At 51.7% G+C, this 6,060-nt stretch carries 7 protein-coding genes; 1 reads left to right on the top strand and 6 read right to left on the bottom strand.

The features are described 5' to 3' along the window. Positions 1-185 precede the first annotated feature (185 nt). From speB to yqgD, 6 genes are all read right to left on the bottom strand, one after another. A complete protein-coding gene (speB, locus tag ACJHX4_RS25805; RefSeq protein WP_000105562.1) occupies positions 186-1,106 on the bottom strand; it encodes an agmatinase in 921 nt (306 codons plus the stop codon). Between the two features lie 135 nt (positions 1,107-1,241). Then, positions 1,242-1,973 (bottom strand): hypothetical protein, encoded by a 732-nt coding sequence (locus ACJHX4_RS25800; RefSeq protein WP_000758881.1) that lies wholly within the window; start codon positions 1,971-1,973, stop codon positions 1,242-1,244. Positions 1,974-2,118: 145 nt separating this feature from the next. Continuing rightward, the gene (speA, locus tag ACJHX4_RS25795; protein WP_001295380.1) at positions 2,119-4,095 is read right to left on the bottom strand and encodes a biosynthetic arginine decarboxylase; all 1,977 of its coding nucleotides are present in this window, start codon (positions 4,093-4,095) and stop codon (positions 2,119-2,121) included. 8 nt (positions 4,096-4,103) lie between these two features. Further along, positions 4,104-4,235 carry an acid stress response protein YqgB gene (yqgB, locus tag ACJHX4_RS25790; protein ID WP_001297406.1) on the bottom strand — a complete coding sequence of 44 codons (132 nt, stop codon included), beginning with the start codon at positions 4,233-4,235 and terminating at the stop codon, positions 4,104-4,106. A 93-nt stretch (positions 4,236-4,328) separates the two neighbouring features. Further along, a complete protein-coding gene (yqgG, locus tag ACJHX4_RS25785) occupies positions 4,329-4,472 on the bottom strand; it encodes a protein YqgG (RefSeq protein ID WP_001297404.1) in 144 nt (47 codons plus the stop codon). Positions 4,473-4,582: 110 nt separating this feature from the next. Continuing rightward, positions 4,583-4,834, bottom strand: a complete 252-nt coding sequence (gene yqgD / locus ACJHX4_RS25780) for a protein YqgD (RefSeq protein WP_001305310.1) — start codon at positions 4,832-4,834, stop codon at positions 4,583-4,585. A gap of 55 nt (positions 4,835-4,889) precedes the next feature. Here yqgD and metK point away from each other — a divergent pair, with 55 nt between their 5' ends. Next, positions 4,890-6,044: a methionine adenosyltransferase gene (metK, locus tag ACJHX4_RS25775; protein WP_247773412.1), complete on the top strand. Its 1,155-nt coding sequence runs from the start codon at positions 4,890-4,892 to the stop codon at positions 6,042-6,044. Positions 6,045-6,060 lie beyond the last annotated feature (16 nt).

The raw sequence follows: 6,060 nt of genomic DNA, 5'->3' as shown, positions 1-6,060 counted from the left end.
GTAGGTCGGATAAGGCGCTCACGCCGCATCCGACATTAATGGCACATTTGTTATCCTGTGCGCGTTGCCGGATGCGATGCTGACGCATCTTATCCGGCCTACGGGTGCCGAGTGTAGGTCGGATAAGGCGTTCACGCCGCATCCGACATTAATGACACATCACCCGTGCGCCTCTTATCTGGCGCTTACTCGCCCTTTTTCGCCGCCTGAATATACAGCATCTCCAGCGCCAGCGTCGCCGCAGCCAGAGCGGTGATTTCCGACTGATCGTATGCCGGAGCCACTTCCACTACGTCCATCCCAACGATGTTGAGATCTTTCAGGCCGCGTACCAGTTTAATGGCGCGATCGGAGGTCAGGCCGCCAATTACCGGCGTACCGGTGCCTGGTGCAAAAGCAGGATCCAGGCAGTCGATATCAAAGGTCAGGTAAACCGGCATATCACCCACAATCTGTTTCACCTGGGCGATAATGTCATCCACGCTGCGATCGTTCACCTGGCAGGCGTCCAGCACGGTAAAGCCGTTGTCTTTATCAAACTCGGTACGAATACCAATCTGCACGGAATGATTCGGGTCGATCAGACCTTCTTTCGGCGCGGTATAGAACATGGTGCCGTGGTCAAATTCACAACCGTTCGCATAGGTATCGGTGTGGGCGTCAAAGTGTACCAACGCCATTTTGCCGAAATGCTTCGCATGAGCGCGCAGCAGCGGCAGCGTAACAAAGTGGTCACCACCGAAGGAGAGCATACGCTTACCGGCAGCCAGCAGCTTCTCGGCGTGCGCCTGCAGCTTCTCGCTCATCTCACGGGCATCGCCGAAGGCATATACCAGATCACCGCAGTCCACGACGTTCAGGCGCTCACGCATGTCGAAATTCCACGGGAAGCGGTTGTGTTCCCAGGCCAGATTCGTCGAAACCTGACGGATCGCTGCCGGACCGTGACGACCACCCGCACGACCAGAAGTGGCCATATCGAACGGCACGCCAGTAATCACCCAGTCAGCATCGCTGTCATACGGCTGGAAGTTCATCGGCAGGCGTAAAAAACCAAAGGCGTTGGAAACCAGTGAGTTATCGTATTGATGACCTAAGGTGCTCATGGATGGACTCCTTTTACAAAGTCGATATAAAAAAACCCTTCCGCGTCGTTAGGCCCGACGAGGAAGGGTTGGATTTGCGAAACACAAGTTTGTGCTAATTATCGCCTTAAATGGGCGAGGCATCAAGCGAGGTTGCTATTTCCGACACGGTGGTGGCGCATAGCCATTGTTATCTGCCGGAAACGCTTGTCCAGAGCACGGCGGCAGCGCGTTTTGCGCCGGGCCTTGTAATTCAAAGGCGGCAAAGCCGATTACACCGGTATTATGCACATCGCCTTGCGCCGAATTGGCTGCGTAGGAATCAGCAACGTTGGCGAACTGAAAAGCCGCTTCGGTATGTTTATCTTTGCGGAATCCTTTAATCGCTAACGAATCTCCGGCATTCACAATATAACCGTTGTTATTCAGCGAACCTTGCTTGCCGTTCAGCACATCCAGGCCATCAACCGTAGCAACGATCTCGTAGTTGGTGTTACGACTGTAATTACGGATATATAATTGATAATTCATTCCGATTCTGGCATGGACAATATAGCGTGGTTCATTATTGGATGAATCATAAACCCGCGTAATAGGTAGAGAATTAAAATTACCATCGCGAATAGCATATTCCAGTTCGTTAATACGAATACTATAAACGCGGTCGTAGCCGGAAGGAACATTAGTCGAATAACTAATAACGATCATCTCTGCCGGATCGCGCCAGGCTCGTTCAGCAGATACGCCCTGAACCGTTGAGTGCACATCCCCACCCCAGGCGGTGCCGACATTACCCGATGCACTGCTATTATACTGCGCATTACTGGAACAACCGGCCAGCAGCACGGCTAATGCTATCAACGCGCTACGTAATTTCCATTTTTTCATAACCGTTCCCTCTGCATTTAATTAATGCAGCGATTGTAGGGAGATTATTTAATAAGAAAAGCAGCTAAATTATTTTTAAGAATATATAAAAAGAAAGCGGGCCGATTTACGTAAATAAATCGCCCCGCCAGCGGAATAATCTTAATTATTCATCTTCAAGATAGGTATAACCGTACAAACCTGCCTCGAACTCTTCAAGGAACTGTTGTTGCAGTTCAGCATCAAGATCGGTTTTCTTCACCTGATCGCGGAACTGAGTTAACAGCGTTTTCGGATCGAGCTGCACATATTGCAGCATGTCCGCCACGGTATCGCCTTCGTCAGACAGTTCTACCTCTACGCTACCATCAGGGAAGACGAACACGTCAACCGCTTCGGTATCACCGAACAGGTTGTGCATGTTGCCAAGGATCTCCTGATATGCGCCGACCATAAAGAAACCGAGCATCGGCGGATTCTCCGGATCGTACTCCGGCATAGGCATTGTCGTGGCAATACCGTCACCATCAATATAGTGGTCGATAGCACCGTCTGAGTCACAGGTAATATCCAACAGCACAGCGCGGCGTTCCGGCACTTGATCCAGCCCTTCCAGCGGCAGAACCGGGAACAACTGGTCGATCCCCCACGCATCCGGCATCGACTGGAACAGCGAGAAGTTGACGTACATTTTGTCCGCCATACGTTCCTGCAGCTCGTCGATAATCGGACGATGAGCACGGTTTTGCGGATCCAGCTGCTTTTGCACTTCATGGCACATGCTCAAATAAAGCTGCTCAGCCCATGCGCGTTCTTGCAGGCTAAAGGTGCCGGAAGAGTAGCCGATATGAATATCGTGCAGATCCATCTGGCTGTCGTGTAACCATTCACGCAGAGAACGGCGAGTTCCCGGTTCGTGCATTTCCTGCCAGGTTTCCCACATGCTTTGCAGGGCGCGCGGTGCGTCTTCTGCAGGCGCGGTCGGCACCGTGTATTCGTTACGTTCCACGCCGATGATATTCGACACCAGCACGGTGTGATGCGCAGTCACCGCACGACCCGATTCGGTGATTACCGTCGGATGTGGCAGACCATTTTCTTCACACGCATCACCAATCGCCCAGATGATGTTGTTGGCGTATTCATTGAGGCCGTAGTTTACGGAGCAGTCAGACTGCGAACGGGTGCCTTCATAGTCCACGCCCAGACCGCCGCCGACGTCGAAGCACTGAATATTGACGCCCAGCTTGTGCAGTTCCACATAGAAACGCGCGGATTCACGAACGCCTGTCGCGATATCGCGAATATTCGCCATCTGCGAACCGAGGTGGAAGTGCAGCAGTTGCAGGCTGTCGAGACGCCCGGCTTCACGCAGCGTTTCAACCAGTTGCAGTACCTGAGTCGCCGCCAGGCCAAACTTCGATTTTTCCCCGCCGGAGGACTGCCATTTACCCGAGCCTTGCGACGCCAGACGTGCACGCACGCCCAGACGAGGAACGACATTCAGACGTTCTGCTTCATCCAGCACAATGGCAATTTCTGACATCTTCTCAATGACCAGATAGACCTTGTGGCCCATCTTCTCGCCAATTAATGCCAGGCGGATATATTCGCGGTCCTTATAACCGTTGCAGACGATGACGCTACGGGTCATGCCAGCATGTGCCAGCACCGCCATCAACTCAGCTTTGGAACCGGCTTCCAGGCCCAGCGGTTCGCCTGAATGAATCAGGGACTCAATCACGCGGCGGTGCTGGTTAACTTTGATCGGATAAACGAGGAAGTAATCGCCGTTATAGCCGTAGGATTCCCGCGCTCGTTTGAACGCGGCGTTAATGGAACGCAAACGGTGCTGCAGGATCTGTGGGAAACAGAACAGTGCAGGCAGACGCTGACCCTGTGCTTCGCGAGTTTTCACTAACTGCGCGAGATCGACGCGAGCTTCCGGGACGTCCGGGTCCGGGCACACGCTGATGTGGCCCAGCTCGTTAACGTCATAGTAGTTATTGCCCCACCAGGCAATATTGTAAGTACGCAGCATCTTGCTGGCTTCCTGGGAGCTCATTGCAACCTCCTGCATGGAGCGTAGTACACCGTGTTCGCCCGCTGACGAAGGCAAACCCATAGACATGTCGTCAGACATAGCGAACCTCAAATTATTTTATTAAGTGTAAAACAGTTAACGACTATCGCAGCCTGGAACTGCGATAACAACCCATAAGCACATGGATTTTCCAGCAGTGAATGCTGACGCTCCAACTGCGCAACCGGTTTCTTTTTCATAACATTATTAAGCACATAACCGAACGTAAGTGTGACAGTTCGGCGAAACCACGAGAAAACTCTTGTTTTTACAAGAGCGCCCTTGTTCAGTCCTCAGTAGCTGTAACCAGCTCTTGAATCCTGAGAAGCGCCGAGATGGGTATAACATCGGCAGGTATGCAAAGCAGAGATGCAGAGTGCGGGGAACGAATCTTCACCAGAACGGTGAGACAGGTTAAGCAGCAGACAACGGTTCATTATTTCGTATCACCTCCACGGCCGCCTGTTAAGACGAACCCACAAGCCAAAACTCTGTTTTCAACCCGGCTGGAAGTGGCAACACGAAAGAAACGTCGTGTGCTTTTTATTTAAGCCGCGCGCCGCGTTTTATACCCCACAATGGCAGAAAATTGCAAAAGATAAATACGCAGAATGCCAGCATTGTCAGGAAAAATTTCCAGCCACGTTTTTAACAGAATGAGACACGATTCAAAAAAAAGTGGAAATTGGGTGAAGAACTGACCTAAAATAGCCATCCAGATGTTAATCCATCCATACCGATTAACACTCAGACTGCCAGTGTTTTTAACCTGCAGAGTCGTGGTAGGATCCGCTACCACAGAAAATCCACACAACAGTTTGAGCTAACCAAATTCTCTTTAGGTGATATTAAATATGGCAAAACACCTTTTTACGTCCGAGTCCGTCTCTGAAGGGCATCCTGACAAAATTGCTGACCAAATCTCTGATGCCGTTTTAGACGCGATCCTCGAACAGGATCCGAAAGCACGCGTTGCTTGCGAAACCTACGTAAAAACCGGCATGGTTTTAGTTGGCGGCGAAATCACCACCAGCGCCTGGGTAGACATCGAAGAGATCACCCGTAACACCGTTCGCGAAATTGGCTATGTACATTCCGACATGGGCTTTGACGCTAACTCCTGTGCGGTTCTGAGCGCCATCGGTAAACAGTCTCCTGACATCAACCAGGGCGTTGACCGTGCCGATCCGCTGGAACAGGGCGCAGGCGACCAGGGCCTGATGTTTGGCTACGCAACTAATGAAACCGACGTGCTGATGCCAGCACCTATCACTTATGCACACCGTCTGGTACAGCGTCAGGCTGAAGTGCGTAAAAACGGCACTCTGCCGTGGCTGCGCCCGGACGCGAAAAGCCAGGTGACTTTCCAGTATGACGACGGCAAAATCGTTGGCATTGATGCTGTCGTGCTTTCCACTCAGCACTCTGAAGAGATCGACCAGAAATCGCTGCAAGAAGCGGTAATGGAAGAGATCATCAAGCCGATTCTGCCCGCTGAATGGCTGACTTCTGCCACCAAATTCTTCATTAACCCGACCGGTCGTTTCGTTATCGGTGGCCCGATGGGTGACTGCGGTCTGACTGGTCGTAAAATCATCGTTGATACCTACGGCGGCATGGCGCGTCATGGTGGCGGTGCGTTCTCCGGTAAAGATCCATCAAAAGTGGACCGTTCCGCAGCCTACGCAGCACGTTATGTCGCGAAAAACATTGTTGCTGCTGGCCTGGCCGATCGTTGTGAAATTCAGGTTTCCTACGCAATCGGCGTGGCTGAACCGACTTCCATCATGGTAGAAACTTTCGGTACTGAGAAAGTGCCTTCTGAACAACTGACTCTGCTGGTACGTGAATTCTTCGACCTGCGCCCATACGGTCTGATTCAGATACTGGATCTGCTGCACCCGATCTACAAAGAAACCGCAGCATACGGTCACTTTGGTCGTGAACATTTCCCGTGGGAAAAAACCGACAAAGCGCAGCTGCTGCGTGATGCTGCCGGTCTGAAGTAATCTTTCTTCACCTGCT

This window comes from Escherichia sp. WS2035, assembly GCF_046487065.1.
Taxonomy (GTDB): domain Bacteria; phylum Pseudomonadota; class Gammaproteobacteria; order Enterobacterales; family Enterobacteriaceae; genus Escherichia; species Escherichia coli.
The sequence above is the reverse complement of the archived record's forward strand: the minus strand, read 5'-3'. Positions and strand labels throughout refer to the sequence as shown.